The organism is Sphingomonas mucosissima (genome assembly GCF_002197665.1).
Taxonomy (GTDB): domain Bacteria; phylum Pseudomonadota; class Alphaproteobacteria; order Sphingomonadales; family Sphingomonadaceae; genus Sphingomonas; species Sphingomonas mucosissima.
The window spans coordinates 191,487-210,321 of the sequence record NZ_NBBJ01000003.1 but is presented as its reverse complement, the minus strand read 5'-3'; the positions used below and the strand labels follow the sequence as shown (position 1 = coordinate 210,321).

General features: G+C 66.8%; 16 protein-coding genes. 6 read left to right on the top strand and 10 right to left on the bottom strand.

Translation table 11 applies throughout. The features are described 5' to 3' along the window. Positions 1–267 precede the first annotated feature (267 nt). A complete protein-coding gene (gene hemA, locus SPMU_RS10775; protein WP_088333880.1) occupies positions 268–1,512 on the bottom strand; it encodes a 5-aminolevulinate synthase in 1,245 nt (414 codons plus the stop codon). A gap of 102 nt (positions 1,513–1,614) precedes the next feature. Next, a complete protein-coding gene (gene murI / locus SPMU_RS10770) occupies positions 1,615–2,403 on the bottom strand; it encodes a glutamate racemase (RefSeq protein ID WP_088333879.1) in 789 nt (262 codons plus the stop codon). Between the two features lie 116 nt (positions 2,404–2,519). On the opposite strand from murI, the gene plsY reads away from it, so the two are divergent. Continuing rightward, a complete protein-coding gene (gene plsY, locus SPMU_RS10765) occupies positions 2,520–3,146 on the top strand; it encodes a glycerol-3-phosphate 1-O-acyltransferase PlsY (protein ID WP_425442174.1) in 627 nt (208 codons plus the stop codon). Continuing rightward, complete coding sequence (gene dprA / locus SPMU_RS10760; RefSeq protein ID WP_088333878.1) at positions 3,139–4,233, top strand: DNA-processing protein DprA; 1,095 nt, start codon at positions 3,139–3,141, stop codon at positions 4,231–4,233. The genes plsY and dprA overlap by 8 nt, the downstream gene beginning before the upstream one ends. Here dprA and SPMU_RS10755 read toward each other — a convergent pair whose 3' ends face one another. Continuing rightward, entirely contained in the window at positions 4,234–4,968 is a 735-nt protein-coding gene (locus tag SPMU_RS10755) for a Crp/Fnr family transcriptional regulator (RefSeq protein ID WP_088333877.1), read from the bottom strand. It lies immediately after the preceding gene. 127 nt (positions 4,969–5,095) lie between these two features. Here SPMU_RS10755 and murA point away from each other — a divergent pair, with 127 nt between their 5' ends. Further along, positions 5,096–6,394, top strand: coding sequence for a UDP-N-acetylglucosamine 1-carboxyvinyltransferase (gene murA, locus SPMU_RS10750; protein ID WP_088333876.1), 1,299 nt, complete (start codon positions 5,096–5,098; stop codon positions 6,392–6,394). Positions 6,395–6,756: 362 nt separating this feature from the next. On the opposite strand, the gene SPMU_RS10745 is transcribed toward murA, so the two are convergent. Continuing rightward, positions 6,757–7,185 carry a hypothetical protein gene (locus tag SPMU_RS10745; protein ID WP_088333875.1) on the bottom strand — a complete coding sequence of 143 codons (429 nt, stop codon included), beginning with the start codon at positions 7,183–7,185 and terminating at the stop codon, positions 6,757–6,759. Positions 7,186–7,391: 206 nt separating this feature from the next. On the opposite strand from SPMU_RS10745, the gene SPMU_RS10740 reads away from it, so the two are divergent. After that, positions 7,392–7,721: a hypothetical protein gene (locus SPMU_RS10740; RefSeq protein ID WP_088333874.1), complete on the top strand. Its 330-nt coding sequence runs from the start codon at positions 7,392–7,394 to the stop codon at positions 7,719–7,721. Between the two features lie 113 nt (positions 7,722–7,834). Here SPMU_RS10740 and SPMU_RS10735 read toward each other — a convergent pair whose 3' ends face one another. From SPMU_RS10735 to SPMU_RS10715, 5 genes are all read right to left on the bottom strand, one after another. Continuing rightward, positions 7,835–9,295 carry a flavin-containing monooxygenase gene (locus SPMU_RS10735; protein WP_088333873.1) on the bottom strand — a complete coding sequence of 487 codons (1,461 nt, stop codon included), beginning with the start codon at positions 9,293–9,295 and terminating at the stop codon, positions 7,835–7,837. Positions 9,296–9,455: 160 nt separating this feature from the next. Further along, positions 9,456–9,866 (bottom strand): hypothetical protein, encoded by a 411-nt coding sequence (locus SPMU_RS10730; protein WP_211275772.1) that lies wholly within the window; start codon positions 9,864–9,866, stop codon positions 9,456–9,458. 134 nt (positions 9,867–10,000) lie between these two features. Next, positions 10,001–10,288: a hypothetical protein gene (locus SPMU_RS10725; protein ID WP_245833105.1), complete on the bottom strand. Its 288-nt coding sequence runs from the start codon at positions 10,286–10,288 to the stop codon at positions 10,001–10,003. Positions 10,289–10,464: 176 nt separating this feature from the next. Then, the gene (locus tag SPMU_RS10720; RefSeq protein WP_088333872.1) at positions 10,465–12,729 is read right to left on the bottom strand and encodes an NADP-dependent malic enzyme; all 2,265 of its coding nucleotides are present in this window, start codon (positions 12,727–12,729) and stop codon (positions 10,465–10,467) included. A 74-nt stretch (positions 12,730–12,803) separates the two neighbouring features. Beyond that, positions 12,804–13,298 (bottom strand): methylated-DNA--[protein]-cysteine S-methyltransferase, encoded by a 495-nt coding sequence (locus SPMU_RS10715; protein WP_088333871.1) that lies wholly within the window; start codon positions 13,296–13,298, stop codon positions 12,804–12,806. 207 nt (positions 13,299–13,505) lie between these two features. Here SPMU_RS10715 and mutS point away from each other — a divergent pair, with 207 nt between their 5' ends. Next, positions 13,506–16,097 carry a DNA mismatch repair protein MutS gene (gene mutS / locus SPMU_RS10710; protein ID WP_088334118.1) on the top strand — a complete coding sequence of 864 codons (2,592 nt, stop codon included), beginning with the start codon at positions 13,506–13,508 and terminating at the stop codon, positions 16,095–16,097. A gap of 53 nt (positions 16,098–16,150) precedes the next feature. Continuing rightward, the gene (gene hslU, locus SPMU_RS10705) at positions 16,151–17,446 is read left to right on the top strand and encodes an ATP-dependent protease ATPase subunit HslU (protein ID WP_088333870.1); all 1,296 of its coding nucleotides are present in this window, start codon (positions 16,151–16,153) and stop codon (positions 17,444–17,446) included. A gap of 233 nt (positions 17,447–17,679) precedes the next feature. Here the strand turns inward: hslU and SPMU_RS10700 are convergent, their stop codons facing one another. Then, a complete protein-coding gene (locus tag SPMU_RS10700) occupies positions 17,680–18,810 on the bottom strand; it encodes an acyl-CoA dehydrogenase family protein (protein ID WP_088333869.1) in 1,131 nt (376 codons plus the stop codon). Positions 18,811–18,835: the final 25 nt, after the last annotated feature.

Genomic DNA, 18,835 nt, shown 5'->3' with positions numbered 1-18,835 from the left:
AGCGGGAATGACGCCCTCCCGTCATGCTGAACTTGTTTCGGCATCCACGGTTGGGCTTGATCCGCGGCGCCTGGCGTATGCGGCACGATGGATGCTGAAACGAGTTCAGCATGACGGGTGGTTGGGGGCGACGCGCGATGAGCGAAAGGCGAACTAGTCCCGTTCGTCACGCCGGGCTGGTCCCGGCATCCGGCGTTGAGCTTGATCCGCCGCCGCTAAGGGGTGCGGAACGCTGGACCCCGGCACAAGACCGGGGTGACGATCTGATTACGCGGCCTTGCGCAGTTCCAGGCGGTCCCAGATCTCGACCAGAGCGTCGGTCAGTTCCTGCATCATGGCTTCGCTGTGCGCCGGCCCGGGCGTGAAGCGCAGGCGCTCGGTGCCGCGCGGCACGGTGGGATAATTGATCGGCTGAACGTAGATGCCGTATTCGGCGAGCAGCACGTCGCTGATCCTCTTTGCCTTCACCGGGTCGCCGACCATGACAGGCACGATGTGCGTGTCGCCCACCATCACCGGCAGGCCGGCCTCTGCCATCATCGCCTTCAGCCGTGCGGCGGCAGCCTGCTGACCTTCGCGCTCGACCGACGAGCTCTTGAGGTGGCGCACGCTTGCCAGCACACCTGCCACGAGCACGGGCGAGAGCGAGGTGGTGAAGATGAAGCCGGGCGCGTAGCTGCGGATCACGTCGATGATCGTGCGGTCCGCGGCGATATAGCCGCCCATGACGCCGAACGCCTTGCCTAGCGTACCTTCGATGATGGTCAGGCGGTGCGCGACATTGTCGCGCTCCGAGATGCCGCCGCCGCGCGCGCCGTACATGCCAACAGCGTGCACTTCGTCGAGATAGGTCAGCGCGTTATACTTGTCGGCCAGATCACAGATCGCCGCGATCGGGGCGACATCGCCCTCCATCGAATAGACGCTCTCGAACGCGATCAGCTTGGGCGTCGCAGGATCGTCGGCGGCGAGCAGTTCCTCGAGATGCGCCAGATCATTGTGGCGGAACACGCGCTTCTCGCAGCCCGCGTTGCGGATGCCCGCGATCATCGAGGCGTGATTGAGTTCGTCCGAATAGATGATGCACCCCGGCAGCACCTTGGCCAGCGTCGCGAGTGTCGCCTCGTTCGAGACATAGCCTGACGTGAAGAGCAGGGCGCCTTCCTTGCCGTGGAGGTCAGCAAGCTCGCCCTCGAGATCGACATGGTAATGCGTGTTGCCGCCGATGTTGCGCGTGCCGCCCGAGCCGGCGCCGACGTCATGCAGCGCTTCTTCCATCGCCGCGATTACCTTGGGGTGCTGGCCCATCGCGAGATAATCGTTCGAGCACCAGACGGTGATCGGCTTCGGGCCATTGTGGCCGGCGAAGCACCGCGCGCTGGGATAATGACCCTTGTTGCGCAGGATATCGATGAACACGCGGTAACGGCCTTCGGCTTGAAGACGGTCGATCGCCTGCGAAAAGGCGCGGGTGTAATCGACCGGCTTGGCCGAAAGAGTGTCGATGGACATGGCCCCGTCGCTTACCTTTGTGTCAGTGGCATTGCCAGTGGATTCAGGCGTTTTGCGTGATCGTTTCCGCCACTCGTGCGTTATGCGGCGCGTTTTATCATTTTATAGGCGGGTGCAGCGCGCGAACTCATAGCGCGCCATTGTTTGTTCAAGGCCGGTGCCGATGGGGCCGGTGAAGACAGCAACGTCGGGCGCTGTGCGGGCGAAGGACTGTCCGTGCGTCAAACTCGCGACCCGGCGGGCGATGCCCGGGCCACCATCGACAAAGGAGACCGCGGGGCCGAATGCCGCGGCAAGCTCATCGGCCAGCAAGGGGAAGTGGGTGCAGGCGAGCGCGACCGTATCGAGCGATCCAGCATCGGGCGCCGCGAGCATCGGGGCAATGGCCGTCTTTACCGCCTGAACCGAGACCGACTCGCCGCGCAGCTTGGCCTCGGCCAGCGTGACCAGTTCCGCTGAGCCGTGCCGGATCACCCGGCAGTCGCCAGCGAATCGGGCGGCGAGATCGTCGACATAGGCCTGGCGCACGGTGGCGGCGGTGCCCAGCACGCCGATCGTGCGGGTGCGGCTGCGCTCGGCAGCCGGCTTGATCGCGGGGACGGTGCCGACGATCGGAATATCGAGCGCGTTGCGCACCGCCGCCAGCGCAATGGTGGACGCCGTGTTGCAGGCGATGACGATCAGCCGCGGATTGTAGCGTTCGGCAACACGGCCGAGCAGTGCCGGCACGCGGGCGGCGATCTCCGCCTCGTCCTTGATCCCGTAGGGGAAGCCGGCGGAATCCGCGACATAGACGAAGCGCGCCTGAGGAACGGCAGCGCGGGTGGGCGCGGCGATGGAGAGGCCGCCGACGCCCGAATCGAAAAACAGGATGGGACGCGGGTCACTCATCGCCCGCGATCTAGGGAAAGCGTTAGCGGCTTGGAAGCATGGCGCGCGTTCGCTCCCGCGAATCGCGATGTTCTTGATTTGTATGTTGGAAAACGCCCGGTCATTGAGCTATCGTCATGATCAACGGAGGGAATGTCCTGGAAACGCAGATCGTCTGGATGCCGCCACTGGCAGCGCTGATGCTTGGCTATCTGCTGGGCTCCATTCCATTTGGCGTGCTGCTGACGCGCGCTGCCGGGGCGGGCGACCTACGCCAGATCGGCTCCGGCAACATCGGTGCCACCAACGTGCTGCGCACTGGGCGCAAGGGACTGGCGGCGGCCACGCTGCTGCTGGATCTCGCCAAAGGCTGGTGCGCGGTGGTGATCGCGACCGCGCTGCTGCCGGACAATGAGCAACTCGCCGCGGCGGGCGCCTTTGTTGGCCATTGCTATCCCGTGTGGCTGAAGTTTCGCGGCGGCAAGGGCGTGGCGACGCTGATGGGCATCGTGCTGGCGCTGCAACCGGCCTTGGGGCTGGTCTATGCCGCGGTTTGGCTCGGGCTGCTGGGGGCGCTGCGGATTTCGTCGGTGGCGGGCATGGCCGCGGCGGCGAGCGCGCCGGTGGCGGCGGCGGTGCTCGGCCGGTTCGATCTGGTGCCGCTGCTGCTGGCGCTGGCGCTGATCGTGATCTGGAAGCATCGCGAGAATATCGGCCGGTTGATCGAAGGGTCAGAGCCACGGATCGGCAGCAAGCGTGGCTGATGCGGATCCGCCGGCCGACGCATTCGACCGGCTCCGCCTGATCCGCACCACCGGCGTCGGGCCGGTGACCTACCGCCAGCTGCTGCGCCGGTTCGGCAGCGCGCGTGCTGCGCTGGAGGCGCTGCCCGACCTTGCAAAGCGCGGCGGGGGGCGCGCCGCGGCCCCTGCGGATCCGAAGGTGATCGCGCGCGAGATCGAGACGGTCGCGAGTTTGGGGGCGCGGCACCTGTTTCTTGACGATCCGGCCTATCCCGCGCTCCTGGCGCAGCTGGACGACGCTCCGGCCGTGCTGACCGTGCGCGGCGCGCTGCCGGACGCCGTCCGTCCCGCCGTGGCGATGGTCGGCGCGCGCAATGCGTCGGCAGCGGCGTGTCGCTTCGCGCGTGGGCTGGCGCATGATCTGGCCGCGGAGGGCGCGACCGTCATCTCCGGGCTGGCGCGCGGGATCGACACGGCGGCGCATATGGGCGCGGGCGCGGCGACGGTGGCGGTGATCGCCGGCGGGATCGATGTCGCCTATCCGCCTGAGAATGCAGCGTTGCAGGAGCGGATCGCGCAAGAGGCGCTGCTGATCGCGGAAATGCCGCCCGGGACGGAGCCGCGCGCGCGCCACTTTCCCTATCGCAACCGGATCATCGCGGGCCTGGCGCAAGGCACGGTCGTGGTGGAGGCGGCGCCCAAGTCGGGCTCGCTGATCACTGCGCGGCTCGCGAACGAGGCGGGACGCGAAGTGATGGCGGTGCCGGGCAGCCCGCTCGATCCGCGTGCGCAAGGGTGCAACCTGCTGATCCGCGAGGGCGCCACGCTCATCCAGACCGCCGCGGACGTGCTGGAGCAGGTGCGCCCGTTCGATGCGCGGCTCGTCCGCGCGCCGGTGTCGCCGTACGAACCGCAGCCCCCCGCTGACGCCGACGATGCGGCGCGGCGCGTGGTGACGGCGCTGCTCGGCCCGGTGCCCGTTCCGGTCGACGAAGTGATCCGCCAGTCGGCCGCGCCGCCCGCCGTGGTGCAGATGGTGCTGCTGGAACTGGAGCTTGCCGGCCGGCTGGAGCGCCATGCCGGCGGGCGCGTGAGCCTGGTCGCCTGATCAGCTGGACGGCGGCAGCCAGGACAGGTCCAGCGCAGCCAGGCGATCGACGTAATTCGCCGCGCGGGTAAGCTTCGCTTCGTCCAAAAGCGTGACTCGCCCCGAATCGCGCGCGATCAGCTGCTCCTCCTCCAGCTGCCGAAGCATGCGGTTGACGTGCACTGCCGTCAGCCCGGTCGCGTCGCCGATCTCCTCTTGCGTGAGGCCCGGGACGAAGCTGTTGCCCATCGTGAGATCGAGCCGGCGCATGCGATTGCGCACATGGAGCAAAACGGAGGCGACCCGCGCCTTTGCCGAAGTGCGGCCGAGCCCCGCCAGCCGATCGGTGAGCATGACGCGCTCCGCCTGATCAAGCGCAACGATCGCCAGGAACAGTCGCGGCTGCTCAAGCGCGATCTGCGCCAGCATCGCGCGATCGAACGGGCAGACAACAGCGTCCGACAAGGCGGCCATCGCCTCAGGCGCGTTTGGATAAACCAGCGAGGGAAGCGCCACCATGTCGCCTGGAAACATGAAGCGCAGGATTTGACGACTGCCGTCATCGAGAATGACGAAGCTCATCATCATCCCGCTTTTCAGGATGAACAGCTCGGTCGACGAATCATTCTCGCGCACCAGCGTCACGCCGCGGCGCAACGTGCGCTGCCGTTCTTCCAGCTGCAGAAGTGCGGCCCGTTCCTTGTCGCACAAAGAGACGAATTCGCCGAGACGTTCGGCAAAACGACTAACGGTCACGCGTGATTGCCCCTCGGATCAAGCAGCTACCGCTAGTCGCGGTCACGACCGGGGCGCATTAAAGTCGATCAACATCGTTGCACCTCAATCGCTTGGCGGCGAGGCGGTGGTTCGGTAATGCGCCGTGATGGACCGTATCCTTATTCGTGGCGGCAACCGTTTGTCGGGCAAGCTGCCGATCTCGGGCGCCAAGAACGCCGCCCTGACGCTGATGCCGTGCGGGCTCTTGACCGACCAGCCCCTGACGCTGCGCAACCTGCCGCGGCTGGCGGACGTGGACGGCTTTGGCCACCTCCTGAACCAGCTTGGCGCATCCACGGCAATCGAGGGCACGCGGCCGGACGAATTCGGCCGCGTCATGACGATCCGCGCAGGCCAGCTGACCTCCACCGAGGCGCCGTATGACATCGTGCGCAAGATGCGCGCGTCGATCCTGGTGCTTGGCCCGATCCTGGCGCGGGCGGGCGAGGCGCGCGTGTCGCTGCCAGGCGGCTGCGCGATCGGCAACCGCCCGATCGACCTGCACCTGAAGGCGCTGGAAGCGATCGGCGCGGAGCTGGAAATGAGCGCGGGCTATGTCACCGCGCGCGCACCGATGGCGGCGGGTGGCGGGCGACGCCTGGCCGGCGGACGCTATCGCTTCCCGGTGGTGTCCGTCGGCGCGACGGAGAATGTCGTGATGGCGGCGGTGACGGCAAAGGGATCGTCGCGGATCGAGAATGCCGCGCGCGAGCCCGAGATCGTCGACCTGTGCCGCTGCCTCGTCGCGATGGGCGCGCAGATCGAGGGAATCGGCACCGAGACGCTGGAGATCGAGGGCGTCGATCGGCTGCACGGGGCGACTTACGCCGTGATGCCTGACCGGATCGAGGCGGGCAGCTATGCCTGCGCGGCGGCGATCACCGGCGGCAGCCTGGAGCTGGTGGGGATCGACGCGGAGAGCATGGGGGCGACGCTGTCGGCGCTGGCCGATGCCGGCGTGCTGATCGAGCTGAAGAAGAATTCGGTGTGCGTGACGGCCCAAGGGCCGCTCCAGCCGCTGACGCTGACGACAGCGCCCTTCCCCGGCTTTGCCACCGACATGCAAGCGCAGTTCATGGCGATGCTATGCAAGGCGGCTGGCGCCAGCGTGCTGACCGAGACGATCTTCGAGAACCGCTACATGCACGTGCCCGAACTGGCGCGCATGGGTGCGGATATCACGGTGACCGGGCGCACGGCGGTGGTGCGCGGCGTCGAGCGGATGGTCGGCGCGCCGGTGATGGCGACGGACCTGCGTGCATCGATGAGCCTGATCCTCGCGGGGCTGGCGGCGGATGGCGAGACGGCGGTGAGCCGCGTCTACCACCTCGATCGCGGTTATGAGCGGCTGGAGGAGAAACTGTCTGCCGTGGGGGCGGATATCGAGCGCGTCAGCGACGGGTGAGTCGCGCCGGGACTTCGGTAGGCTGGTTGTGAATGGCTCGGTACAACGGCCGCTCACAATCGACCTTCGTCATTTCCAAAAGGCGGGCAAACCATAAACCTGGTGCTCGCCCGCCTCGCACCCTCCGGCGTAAATGGATCCCCGCCTTCGCGGGGATGACGGAAAGGGCCTTGCTGATGATTAATCATCGCGACCGATTCCCGCGTTCGGAATAGGATCCGAAAGCAGCCGTTCCGCTTACGCCCAGAGTCAGTCGTTCAGGTTGACGCTGGTGTCGCCTAAAGTGGTCGTCCGTTTCGACTAAGGTGACGGCCGCTGACGCCGACAAGCGAACATGCCGTTTGGGCTGCAAATACCCGCAGCTAGTTAAGACGATTTGGTCGCGTCCAGTCGGGGGCGCCGATCCGACAGCCCCAGATGCGGGTTGGTACGGGCTTGCCACCGAGCTGCGGCGGGAATGGCCAGCCTATAAGCGCCTGCGCTGCCACCGAGCATCGCTGGCCTGGCAAGCAGCTCATCCGGGTTCGAGCGATAAGCCCTGCGTCGTTTTCCCAGGAATGCAGCGTCGCCTCGCCATCAAGTCTAAACCGGTCGAAGTTCCAGTTCCCGCGGCATCGCCCAACGAAGCTCGCTATCATCCGCTCTCGCGCGATGTCGGGCGACGGCGTCGAGGCAGCCGCGCTCGCCAGCGAGTCGCTGGGCACATAGCGCGGGGTCAGATAGCCGGCGAGCATCAGAGGCGCGAGCAGCGGCAGCCCGAACATCCCGGCGAAGAATGACACCTTGCTCATGCTTCACAGATTACGTTTACGAACTTGGCGACCGATTAACGCGGGAAAGGATCGACTAATCAAGAACCCTCTCGAATTCAGTCGGGCAGGGATGTTCGCTAACCCCCCAATCCTGGTTGTTACTCAACGGCGAAGCGAACGCTGGAAGCGGCCCTTCCGCTTACGCCCCAATTGCCGACTCTATCTGCTTGCCACATACCTGATAAATGAGATTGAAAGTCTTCGAAGCCGGGACTCTTATCGCTGAGGCAGACGTCTTTGCTGTTGACCCGCCGATGGGGGTTGTAATGGCAAAACTTTTTCCAACCGATGCATATCATCAAAGCCGCCATGCTAGCGTGATAGATGCAGAGTTTGTTGGCGATAGAGGTGATATTCTACAGATCGAAACGCCGGATGGATTTGCGATCAGGAGTGAGAGAGTGTCGATTCTAGACTTTCCAACGCTGGATGACCGCGAGACACATATCCTCGGTATTTACGAGCCGAGCCTTGATGAGATCATTAAAGACCATCCCAACTTAACGGATTTATAAAGCGAAAGCTGACGTCCGCTTTCCTCCCAGTTTCGGCCATTCGTCTCGAAAGGTTTGACGTAGCGCTTTTCGCAACGGCGCCCCTCCCCCATCCGCCGAGGGGCGCTGCTGCTTCACCGCAGCGCCACGGCCTCGCGATCCAGCACCGCGGTCTCCTCCGCATAGCTGGCGCAGTCGCCCGCCCAATTCTGGTACACGCGGCCGTTGGCGGCTTTGTACCAGCTGCGGCAGTGCGGGTCCGCCCAGACGGTGCTGGAGAGAAGTTGCGTGATCCGCTCGTTGAAGCGGCGCTGGCCGTCGGGGGTGACGTTGGCGGCCTTGGCCTTTTCGACCTCCAGCGCCGACAGCGTCTGCAGCATGTAGCCGACCTGCTGCTCGATCATGAAGCTGATCGAATTGTGGCCGAGATTGGTGTTCGGGCCGTAGAGCATGAACATGTTGGGGAAGCCGGACACCATGATGCCGAGATAGGCTTCGGGGCCTTCCTTCCACGTTTCCTTGAGCGTGCGGCCTTCCTCGCCGATCACGTCCATCGACCAATCCCATTGCGTCGTCTCGAAGCCGGTGGCGAAAATAAGGACGTCGAGCTCGTGGAAGCCGTCGGCCGTGCGCACGCCATTGGTCTCGATCCGCGCGATGCCGTTGGTCTCCAGCGTCACATTGTCGCGCATCAGGGCGGGGTAGAAATCGTCCGTGATGAGGATGCGCTTGCAGCCGATGGGGTAATCGGGGGTGAGCTTGGCCCGCAGCGCGGGATCGGGCACCTGTTCTTCCAAGTGGTCCAGCGCGGTGCGGGTGAAAGCGGCGCGGCCCTCGGGCGTCCATTTGAACGCCTGCCAGAAGAAGCTGTCGGCATTGTCGAAGATCATCGCGCGCTGCGATGCGCCGAGCTTCATCGCCATTTCGAGATTGGTGGCCATCAGCGATTTGGTTTCGGGCGTGACATGATGGTCGTTGCGCGGGATCACCCAGTTCGGCGTGCGCTGGAACACCGTCAGGTGGCCGGCGACCTTGGCGACTTCGGGGATTAGCTGGACCGCGCTGGCCGCGCAGCCGATCACGCCGACGCGCTTGCCGGTGAGATCGACGCTGTCGTCCCATTCGGCAGCGTGCCATTTCGGCCCGGCGAAATCATGGACGCCGGCGATTTCCGGGAAGCACGGCCGGCTGAGCTGGCCGAGCGCGGGGACGATGGCGTCGAAGGTTTCGGTCGCGCCCTTTTCCGTGGTGATCGTCCAGGTGCCCGAGCCCGAATCCCACTTCGCCTGGGTGACGCCTTCGTTCAGGCGCAGCGCGTCAGCGAGGCCGAACTGATCAACCAGGCTCTTGGTGTAATCATGGATCTCGCCGCCACGCGCATAATGGTGGCTCCAGTTGGGATTGGGGGCGAAGCTGAACTGGTACAGGATTGCCGGCACGTCGCAGGCGACGCCGGGATAACGATTGGCGCGCCAGGTGCCGCCGACCGAATCGGCATGTTCAAAGACGGTGACGTCATGGCCGGCTTCGCGCGACTTGATGGCGGCGCACAGCCCGCCCATCCCCGCACCGACCACCGCGATTCGCTTGCTCATCCTTCTCTCCACTTGCGGTCTGGGGCCGCTCGCTGCTGACGATGCCTCGTCTGGCGCCTGGAGGGAAGGGGTTTTAAGTCACTCGCGTTAGTTCAGCGGGGTTGCTCGTCCGCCGCGCCACCGTGCTGGTGACGCGGCGAACGCACAGCCGACGCGCGGCTTAGCGGCAGCGCACGTTGTTGCGGTCGATCGCCTGGCCAGCAACCGCGCCGCCAGCGCCGCCGAGCAGCGCGCCGAGCAGGCCCGATCCGCCCGGGCGCAGCGCGGTGCCCAGCACGCCGCCAGCGATGCCGCCGACAATCAGGCCCGTGGTGCCGTCGTCGCGGCGGCAGTAATAACGCCCATCGCGGCCGGCATAGACGCGGTCGTTGTCGCCGAGCTGGCGCTCCTGATAGCGACGGTTGTCACGATAATAGCGATCCGCTTCGTAGCCGCCGTAGCGAGGGTCTGGCCGGTTATAGTCATAGGCGGCATAGCGGTCGCCGCCGAACCCACCACCGCCGATGCCGGTGCCCATGCAGCCACTCACCATGGTTGCAGCACCAACGACCGCCAACGCAACTTTACGCATCGCTTCCTCCTTCTAGCCTCACTCGGATTGCCAATGGCTGGGCGCCGTGAAAGGTTGCGCCGAAACGAAGCGATGCGGCGGGGGGGATCAGCGACGATGCTGACGATCGCGCATTTCGAAGCGGACGCGGGTGCTCAGCCGGTCATAGCCGGCGTTGAGATCGCGGCGCTCTGCCACGGAAGGCCGTTGCCGCTGCGGCGATAGCGGTTTTCCAGCCTGGTGAGATCGCGGAACTCGATCCGCAGCCGGCCGGCTTCCGCCCGCGTCAGCGCGCCGTTGCGCAGGCCCTGGTCGATACGCTGATCAATCACACGCTGGCGCTGGTTGATCGATTGCCAGGCCTGCGCCGAGGCGGGCACTGCGGCGGTCGCGACGCCCAGGCCGGCCAAGACAAGGGCGACATGCCGGAACGGGCTGTTCATGATCTTGCCCCTCTTCTTTCGTCGCTTGCTGGCGACGAGAACAGAGGTAGGGCGGGGTGTCGCGCGCCTGTGTCGTGGTCGCGCCCATAGTGTAACGGCGCGTCGCCGCGCGGCGCGGTTCGTTTATCTTGTCACGGCGCCTGCGGTGATGATCACCGCGGGCGACCGGCGCGACGTCAGCGTGCGATGCCGCCCGCGGCAAGCACGGCGAGCGTCATCAGATCGCTCGCGGTCGAGGTCATGGGCGCGATCTGCACCGGCTTTTCCATGCCGATCAGCATGGGGCCGATCACGCTGTCGCCGCCCAGCTCACGCAGCAACTTGGCGGAGATATGGGCCGATTGCAGGCCGGGCATGATCAGGACGTTGGCGGGGCCCGACAGCCGCGCGAACGGGTAGTTCGCCATCTGCTTGGGATTGAGCGCGACGTCGGGCGTCATCTCGCCCTCATATTCGAAGCTGACCTTGCGCTTGTCGAGTTCCGTCACGGCATCGCGGACCCGCTCCAGGAACGTGCCCTTCGGGTTGCCAAAGCTGGAATAGCTGAGGAACGCCACGCGCGGCTCGTGGCCCATGCGGCGCGCAACGGCGGCGGTCTGCTCGGCGATGTCGGCCATCTGCTCGGCCGTGGGGCGCTCGTTCACCGTCGTATCGGCGATGAAGACGGTGTGGCTCTGCCCGACCATGACGTGAATGCCGAACGGGGTGCGGCCAGCCTCCGGATCGATCACGCGGCGCACTTCGCGCATCGATTGCGCCCAGGTGCGCGTGATGCCGGTGATCATCGCATCGGCATAGCCAAGCTGCAGCAGGACCGCGCCGAAGACGTTGCGATCCTGATTGATCATGCGCTCGCAATCGCGGCGCAGATAGCCGCGGCGCTGGAGCCGCTTGTAGAGGAAGTCGACCATCTGCGGCACCAGCGGCGAAATGCGGCTGTTGTGCAGTTCATATTCTTCGGGGTTTGCCACGCCCAGCGCGCGCAGGCGATCGGGCACGTCGTCACGCCCGACCAGCACCGGCGTGCCATAGCCGCCTTCCTTGAAGTTCACCGCGGCGCGAAGGACGACCTCCTCCTCGCCCTCGGCGAACAGCACACGCTTGGGATGCGCGCGTGCGCCCTCATAAGCGAGGCTGAGCACCGACGTGGTCGGGTTGAGCCGGGCGCGCAGGCTCTGGCGATAGCCTTCCATGTCGAGGATCGGGCGGCGTGCGACACCCGAATCCATCGCCGCCTTGGCAACGGCGGCCGGCACGATCTCCATCAGGCGCGGATCGAAAGGCGCGGGGATGATGTAATCGGGGCCAAAGAAGTGCTGGACGCCATAGGCCGCAGCGACTTCCTCCGGCACGCGCTCGCGCGCCAGCTCCGCAATCGCCTGCGCCGCGGCGATCTTCATCGCGTCGTTGATGGCGGAGGCGCGGACGTCAAGCGCGCCGCGAAAGATGAAGGGGAAGCCGAGGACGTTGTTGACCTGATTGGGATAATCCGAACGCCCGGTGGCGATGATCGCGTCCGGGCGGGCTTGCTTGGCCAGCTCGGGGCGGATCTCCGGCTCAGGATTCGCCATGGCGAAGATGATCGGGGCCGGGGCCATGTCCTTCACCATTTCGGGCTTCAGCGCGCCGGCGGCCGATAGGCCCAGGAACACGTCGGCGCCGTGCAGCGCATCGGTCAGCGTGCGCGCTTCGGTGACGGCGGCATGCGCCGACTGCCACTGGTTCACGTCGTCGCGGCCTTGATAAATCACGCCGGTACGGTCGCACATAATCACATTGTCGTGGCGAACGCCCATCGCCTTCATCAGCTCGGTGCAGGCGATGGCGGCCGCGCCAGCCCCGTTCACGACAATCTTGACGTCACGCAGCGAGCGCCCCGTCAGCAGGCAGGCATTGATGAGGCCCGCGGCGGTGATGATCGCCGTGCCATGCTGGTCGTCATGGAAGACCGGAATGTTCATCCGCTCGCGCAGCGTCTGCTCGATGATGAAACATTCGGGCGCCTTGATGTCCTCAAGGTTGATGCCGCCGAACGACGGCTCGAGCAGCTCGACGCAGTTGATAAAGGCGTCGACATCTTCGGTCTTCACCTCGAGATCGATCGAATCGACGTCGGCGAAGCGCTTGAACAGCACCGCCTTGCCTTCCATCACCGGCTTGGAGGCGAGCGCGCCGAGATTGCCCATGCCCAGGATCGCGGTCCCGTTGGAGATCACCGCGACCAGATTGCCCTTAGCCGTATAGTCATAAGCGGTTTCGGGGTCGTCGGCGATCGCCTGCACCGGCACCGCAACACCTGGCGAATAGGCCAGCGACAGATCGCGCTGCGTCGCCATCGGCTTGGACGCGATGATCTCGATCTTGCCCGGGCGCCCCTCGGAATGGAACAGCAGCGCCTCGCGCTCCGAGAACTGGATGGTGTTGCTGGTTGTGTCGGTCATTGCGCCCCCGGCCGAAGGTTTCGAGCCAGACCTTTAGGGGGAAGGCGTGAGGATGAAAACCGCAGGATTTTGGCTCAAAGCAGCGCGGCCTCGCCGCGTTCGAGCGCGAGCAGCAACTGCTTGTTCGGCAGGCCGCCGCCGAAGCCGGTGAGCGTGCCGTTGCTGCCGATCACGCGGTGACACGGCGTGACGATGGGGATCGGGTTGCGCCCGTTCGCTGCGCCGACCGCGCGGGTCGCTGTCGGGCGGCCGATCACGCGGGCGATGTCGGCATAGCTGCGCGTCTCGCCATAAGGGATGGTGAGGAGCGCGCGCCATACGTCGCGCTGGAACGCGGTGCCGACCGGATCGAGCGGCAGATCGAAGGTGGTGCGCGTGCCGACGAAATATTCCTCCAGCTGGCGGATGGTGGCGGCGATCACGGGGTGGTCCGGATCCGCGCGCCGCGGAGCGTAGCGCGCCTGCATCGCCGCATCGTCATCCCACAGGATCGCGGCGAGGCCGGCGTTGCTGGCAATGAGCGTGAGGTCGCCGGTCGGTGAGGGGATGGTGGCGGTCGCAAAGGTCATGGCGCGGCTCCTTCGGCTGGCCCCTAATAGCGGCCGGGCGAGCGTGCGTCCCGATGCTTGCGGCCAAAGCGCCACTCGTCAGCGGCGGCATGTCTGGCTAGACGGGGGTGATCGCCGGGCGGCGCTGCGTCCGCCTACCCCGCCCGATCCGCACCTCATCCGTTTCAACACCCGGAAACCATGGCCGAACCCACCGCTCCGACGCCGATGATGGCGCAATATCTGGCGCTCAAGGAAGAAGCGGGCGATTGCCTGCTGTTCTATCGCATGGGCGACTTCTTCGAATTGTTCTTCGAGGATGCGCGGATCGCGAGCGGTGTGCTTGATATCGCGCTGACGGCGCGGGGCGAGCATGCGGGCGAGAAGATTCCGATGTGCGGCGTGCCGGTGCATGCGGCGACGGCATATCTCCAGCGGCTGATCAAGGCGGGGCACCGCGTCGCGATCGCGGAGCAGACCGAAAGCCCGGAGGAAGCACGCAAGGCGCGCGGATCGAAGGCGCTGGTCAATCGCGCGATCATCCGCTTCGTCACCGCGGGGACGCTGACCGAGGAAGCGCTGCTGGATGCGCGGGCGGCGAACTGGTGCGTCGCGGTGGGCGAGGCGGCGGGCGGCGTCGGGATCGCGGCGGCGGACGTATCGACCGGCCGGTTCGAGGTGATCGCTTGTTCGCCGCAGGCGCTTGGCGCGGAGCTGGCGCGGCTGGCGGCGGCGGAAGTGGTGGCGGCCGAGGGGAGCGACGCGCCCGCGACGGTGTGGCGGCCGCGCGGTGAATTCGACAGCGCGCGCGGTGAGGAGCGGCTGAAGCGCCTGCACGGCGTGGCGACGCTCGACGGCTTCGGCCAGTTCGATCGCGCGATGCTGGCCGCGGCCAGCGGGCTGATCGCGTACTTCGATCATAATGGGAAGGGGACGCTGCCGTTCCTGCGCGCGCCGGTGATCCGCCGCAGCGCCGAGACGATGGCGATCGATGCGGCGACGCGCGAGAGCCTGGAGCTGACCTGCACGGCAGGCGGCACGCGCAAGGGCAGTCTGCTCGATGCGGTGGATCGTACGGTGACCGGGGCGGGGGCGAGGTTGCTCGCGGCCGACATCGGCGCGCCGCTGATGGACAGGGTAGCGATCGAGGCCCGGCTGGCGTTGGTCACGCTGTTCCACGACGATGGCGACCTGCGCGCCCGGCTGCGCGAGCGGTTGCGCGCGCTGCCCGATATCGGCCGTGCGATCGGGCGGCTGGTGGCGGGGCGGGGAAGCCCGCGCGATCTGGGGCAGTTGCGGGATGGGCTCGACGGGGCGTGGCTGCTGGCGGAGACGCTGCAGTCGATCGAGGCGCAGCTGGTGGACGGCGCGGGCGGCGACCTGCTGGCGCAGTTGACGCCGCGGCTGCGCGGACATGGCGAGCTGATCGACCTCCTCAAGCGCGCGCTGGTGCCGATGCCGCCGATCGATGCGGCGAACGGCGGCTTCATCGCGGAAGGGTATGACGCCGCGCTCGACGATCTGCGCGATGCGGGATCGGGCGGGCGAAAGGCGATCGCGGCGCTCGAGGCGCGCTATCGTACCGAGACCGGAATCAGCGCGCTGAAGATCCGGCACAACAATGTGCTTGGCTATCATGTCGAGGTGCCGGCGAAGAATGCCGAGGCGCTGATGAAGCCCGACAGCGGCTTCACGCACCGCCAGACGATGGCGGGCGCGGTGCGCTTCAACGCGCCCGAGCTGCACGAGGTGGCGAGCCGGGTGACCCAGGCGGGCGCGCATGCGGTAGCGGCGGAAGCGGCGCATCTCGAGGATCTGATCGCTGCCGCGCTGGGGCGGGCGGAGCCGATTGCGGCGACGGCGGATGCGCTCGCCCGGCTGGATGTGGCGGCCGGGCTGGCGGAGCGCGCCGCGGAGGGCGGCTGGGCGCGGCCCGCCCTGGTCGAGCATCCGTGCTTCGAGATCATCGGCGGGCGGCATCCGGTAGTGGAAGCGGCGGTGGCCAAGGCGGGCGAGCGGTTCGTCGCCAATGATTGCACGCTGTCGCAAAGCTCGCGGCTGTGGCTCGTCACCGGCCCGAACATGGGCGGCAAGTCGACCTTCCTCAGGCAGAATGCGCTGATCGCGGTGCTGGCGCAGGCGGGAAGCTATGTGCCGGCGACCAGTGCGACGCTGGGGCTGGTCGACCGGTTGTTCAGCCGCGTCGGCGCGTCGGACAATCTGGCGCGCGGGCGATCGACCTTCATGGTCGAGATGGTCGAGACCGCGGCGATCCTGGCTCAGGCAACGCCGCAGAGCTTCGTGATCCTCGACGAGGTGGGGCGCGGCACGTCGACCTATGACGGGCTCGCGATCGCCTGGGCCGTGGTGGAGGCGATCCATGAGGACAATCGCTGCCGCTGCCTGTTCGCGACGCACTATCATGAGCTGACGCGGCTGGCGGAGCGGTGCGACGCGCTGTCGCTGCACCATGTGCGGGCGCGCGAGTGGAAGGGCGAGCTGGTGCTGCTGCACGAACTGGCCGAGGGGCCGGCGGATCGCAGCTATGGCCTTGCCGTCGCGCGGCTCGCGGGCATGCCGCCGGCGACGGTGGCGCGGGCGAAGGCGGTGCTGGCGAAGCTGGAGGCGGGGCGCGCCAAGACCGGCGGGCTCGCCGCGGGGCTGGACGACCTGCCGCTATTCGCCGCGGCGGCCGCGGTGCCGGAGGAGCGGGTCGACCCACTGCGTGCGGCGGTCGAGGAAATGGATGTCGATGCGCTGTCGCCGCGCGAGGCGCTGGACCAGCTGTATCGGTTGAAGGGGATCGTGCGGGAGGGGTGAAGGCGCCAACCCCGGCTTGATCCCCCGCACCGGCACCCCGATATGCGGGCGCGATGAAGGACACACTTACCCCCAAGGCGATCGTCGCCGCCCTCGACGCACATATCATCGGACAGAAGGACGCGAAGCGTGCCGTGGCGGTGGCGCTGCGCAACCGCTGGCGCCGGCAGAAGCTGGCGCCCGAGCTGCGCGACGAGGTGACGCCCAAGAACATCCTGATGATCGGCCCGACCGGCTGCGGCAAGACCGAGATCAGCCGCCGCCTGGCGAAGCTGGCCGATGCGCCGTTCGTGAAGGTGGAAGCGACCAAGTTCACCGAGGTCGGCTATGTCGGCCGCGACGTGGAGCAGATCGCGCGCGACCTGGTCGAGGAAGCGGTGCGGCTGGAAAAGGAACGCCGCCGCAACGCGGTGAAGGACAAGGCCGAGGAAGCGGCGATGGACCGGCTGCTCGATGCGCTGGTCGGCAAGGATTCAAGCCAGGCAACGCGCGAGAGCTTCCGCCAGCGCTTCCGCGACGGCCACCTCGATCAGACCGAGATCGAGCTTGAGCTTCAGGTCGCGCCGCAGATGCCGTTCGAAATGCCGGGCGGCGGCCAGATGGGCATGATCAACCTTGGCGAAATGTTCGGCAAGCTGGGCGGCGGGCAGACCAAGCGGCGCAAGCTGCTGGTGCCGGCGGCGTGGGAAAAGCTGGTCGAGGAAGAGGCCGACAAGCGGCTCGATCAGGACGAGGTGAGCCGCGTCGCGCTGGCCGATGCCGAGGCGAACGGGATCGTCTTCCTCGACGAGATCGACAAGATCGCGGTGAGTGACGTGCGCGGCGGTTCGGTGAGCCGTGAAGGCGTGCAGCGCGACCTGCTGCCGTTGATTGAGGGCACGACCGTCTCGACGAAGTATGGCCCGATGAAGACGGACCATATCCTGTTCATCGCGTCGGGCGCGTTCCATGTCGCGAAGCCGAGTGATCTGTTGCCCGAGCTTCAGGGCCGCCTGCCGATCCGCGTCGAGTTGAAGGGCCTGACCGAGGATGATTTCGTCGCCATCCTGTCCGATACCAAGGCGTCATTGCCGGCGCAGTACAAGGCGCTGATCGGCACCGAAGGTGTCACCGTCGACTTCACCGAGGATGGCATTCGCGCCGTCGCCCGGATCGCGGCCGAAGTGAACGGCGAGATCGAGAATATCGGTGCCCGCCGGCTGCAGACGGTGATGGAGAAGCTGCTGGAGGAGGTGAGCTTCGACGCCGAGGATCGCGCGGGCAGCTCGGTGACGGTGGATGCGGCTTATGTCGAACAGCATCTCGCCGGCGTGGCGCGCAATACTGATCTCAGCCGTTTCGTGCTGTGATCTGACGTCGCCAGCCGTTTGGCGGATCGTTTTCGAAAACTTCTTCGTCATGCCGGGCTTGTCCCGGCATCCAGTATGCCGCGTACCTTGAGCGTTCGAGCTCGCGGAACCCTGGACCCCGGCACAAGGCCGGGGTGACGAAGCTTGTCGGGTCGTCGAAAATTCTTGCACATGAGCAGCTTGCGGTGTGGCGAAAGGCGATCCGCCGCGTGCGGCCCTCAACGAAGCGGGCTTTAGATCGCCAGTTCTTCCCGCATGAGCGCGGCGTAGCGCTTCGCGTGATGGTCGGCGGCGCCGAATTGCTGCTCGATGGCGGTGGCGCGGCGGAAGTAATGGCCGACTGCCAATTCGTCCGTCATGCCCATGCCGCCGTGCAGCTGCACGGCATTCTGCCCGACGAAGCGCACCGCATCCGCCACCGTCGCCTTGGCTGCGGCCACGGCGCGGGCGCGTCGCTCCGCTGGGCCGTCGACATGAAGCGCGGCGAGATAGGCGGCGGAGGTCGCCTGCTCGACGGCGATGTACATATCGACCATGCGGTGCTGCAGCGCCTGGAAGCTGGCGAGCGGCTGCCCGAACTGCTTGCGTTCCTTGGCATAAGCGACCGTGTCGCCCAGCAGCTTGCGGGTGAGGCCGGCAGCCTCGGCACACAAGGCCGCGATCCCCTCGTCACGCGCATGTTCCAGCAGCGGCAGCGCGCTGCCTTCCTCCCCGAGCAGCCCGTCGGCCGGCAGCGATACGCCGGCGAGCGTCAGGTCCGATGCGGGAAGCCCGTCGATCAGCGCATAATCGTGGCGCGACAGGCCGGCGGCCTCGGCAGGCACGAGAAACAGCGACACGCCGCGCACATCGCGGGGACTGCCCGAGGTCCGCGCAGTGACCAGCAGCCAGTCGGCGCCCGGTGCCCCCGCCACGACCACCTTCTCGCCATCGAGCGTCCAGCCGTTGCCGCTTTGCCGCGCCGTCGTGGCCACCGATTCCAGCGCTTGGCGGCTGTCTGCCTCGCCGGCGGCGAGCACGGCGCGAACGCTGCCGTCGGACAGCTGCGGGAGCAGCGCGTCCGCGCGTTCTCCGCCCGCACGCTTCAGCAGGCCCGCGGCGATCACTGCGGTCTCGATATAGGGAATTGGTGCCAGCGCCTCGCCCAGCGCATCGGCTACCACCATCACCTCGACCGCGCCGCCGCCGAGGCCACCGACTTCCACCGGCAGCGCGGCGCCCAGCACCCCTAGACCACCGCCGAGCGCCTGCCACAGCGCGCCCGCATCACGCTGGCGGTGTGGGTCGAAAGCGAAACTCTGCGCCAGATACCGCGTGAGCGTGTCGCGCAGCATCACCTGCTCGTCGCTGAGCGAAAGATCCATGGCCCTCTCCCGTTCTGTTCTTGGA

What these genes read in the sequence shown, in the direction of transcription:
- hemA (WP_088333880.1), bottom strand. Translation starts at nt 1,512, where the DNA reads ATGTCCATCGACACTCTTTCGGCCAAGCCGGTCGATTACACCCGCGCC.
- murI (WP_088333879.1), bottom strand. Translation starts at nt 2,403, where the DNA reads ATGAGTGACCCGCGTCCCATCCTGTTTTTCGATTCGGGCGTCGGCGGC.
- plsY (WP_425442174.1), top strand. Translation starts at nt 2,520, where the DNA reads ATGATCAACGGAGGGAATGTCCTGGAAACGCAGATCGTCTGGATGCCG.
- murA (WP_088333876.1), top strand. Translation starts at nt 5,096, where the DNA reads ATGGACCGTATCCTTATTCGTGGCGGCAACCGTTTGTCGGGCAAGCTG.
- SPMU_RS10745 (WP_088333875.1), bottom strand. Translation starts at nt 7,185, where the DNA reads ATGAGCAAGGTGTCATTCTTCGCCGGGATGTTCGGGCTGCCGCTGCTC.
- SPMU_RS10740 (WP_088333874.1), top strand. Translation starts at nt 7,392, where the DNA reads ATGAGATTGAAAGTCTTCGAAGCCGGGACTCTTATCGCTGAGGCAGAC.
- SPMU_RS10735 (WP_088333873.1), bottom strand. Translation starts at nt 9,295, where the DNA reads ATGAGCAAGCGAATCGCGGTGGTCGGTGCGGGGATGGGCGGGCTGTGC.
- SPMU_RS10730 (WP_211275772.1), bottom strand. Translation starts at nt 9,866, where the DNA reads ATGCGTAAAGTTGCGTTGGCGGTCGTTGGTGCTGCAACCATGGTGAGT.
- SPMU_RS10725 (WP_245833105.1), bottom strand. Translation starts at nt 10,288, where the DNA reads ATGAACAGCCCGTTCCGGCATGTCGCCCTTGTCTTGGCCGGCCTGGGC.
- SPMU_RS10720 (WP_088333872.1), bottom strand. Translation starts at nt 12,729, where the DNA reads ATGACCGACACAACCAGCAACACCATCCAGTTCTCGGAGCGCGAGGCG.
- SPMU_RS10715 (WP_088333871.1), bottom strand. Translation starts at nt 13,298, where the DNA reads ATGACCTTTGCGACCGCCACCATCCCCTCACCGACCGGCGACCTCACG.
- mutS (WP_088334118.1), top strand. Translation starts at nt 13,506, where the DNA reads ATGATGGCGCAATATCTGGCGCTCAAGGAAGAAGCGGGCGATTGCCTG.
- hslU (WP_088333870.1), top strand. Translation starts at nt 16,151, where the DNA reads ATGAAGGACACACTTACCCCCAAGGCGATCGTCGCCGCCCTCGACGCA.
- SPMU_RS10700 (WP_088333869.1), bottom strand. Translation starts at nt 18,810, where the DNA reads ATGGATCTTTCGCTCAGCGACGAGCAGGTGATGCTGCGCGACACGCTC.